Source organism: Pseudoalteromonas phenolica (assembly GCF_005886345.1).
Taxonomy (GTDB): domain Bacteria; phylum Pseudomonadota; class Gammaproteobacteria; order Enterobacterales; family Alteromonadaceae; genus Pseudoalteromonas; species Pseudoalteromonas phenolica_A.
Genome location: NZ_PNEC01000113.1, coordinates 1 through 663 on the forward strand (window position 1 = coordinate 1; position 663 = coordinate 663).

Sequence of the window (663 nt, forward strand, 5' to 3'; positions counted from 1 at the left end):
AGCAAGGTTCCTAGGCTAGATGCCCCTCCACCAATTAACTCGGCAAATGATAGCAAAACTGCCAGCCAACCTGGAATGCTAGCGATGACTGCTAGAACTCGAAAAAGCGGTCTGACTTTATCATTTTTCATGAATGCAACTTTTAATACCTAACGCCTAAATAACAGGCTTAAAATTGTTGGCTAGAATAAGCGACGAAGGAGCAAAAGCCAACTGTTTTAAGTCCTTGTTTATTTTCTTGTTATGTTTACATTACACCAACAAGGCCTAAAACCCCGATAGGTAATAATAAAGTCCATTGTGGTAATTTTATAAATGTTTGAAACTTAAAAAAGTACCAGCCGACGGTAATAAATACGAAAGAGAAAATAACGAAGCTTATTGAGATGCCAATGACTAAGTTTTGAAATGAGTTTAAATTGAACCAGCCAATATAAGCTAAAGCAAAACCCGAAATAAACAAGAGAACTGACACTATGTGCCAACATCCCAAAAGAGTAGCCTTGGGTATGTCAGGAAGATCAGATTTGAGAAATGGCCTAACGGGGTCAACTTGACCAGCAAAGATATGCACTAGTGAAGTAAATATACCTATTATTCCTGCTGCAAAAATCCATGTATTCACCGTACTCTCCTTGTAAACATAACGCCGCAAATAAACGG

General features: G+C 38.2%; 1 protein-coding gene. It reads right to left on the reverse strand.

The window, feature by feature from the left end; translation table 11 throughout:
• Positions 1–247: 247 nt before the first annotated feature.
• The coding region (locus CWB72_RS20270; protein WP_212747921.1) for a hypothetical protein at positions 248–663 on the reverse strand (416 nt) is incomplete at its 5' end.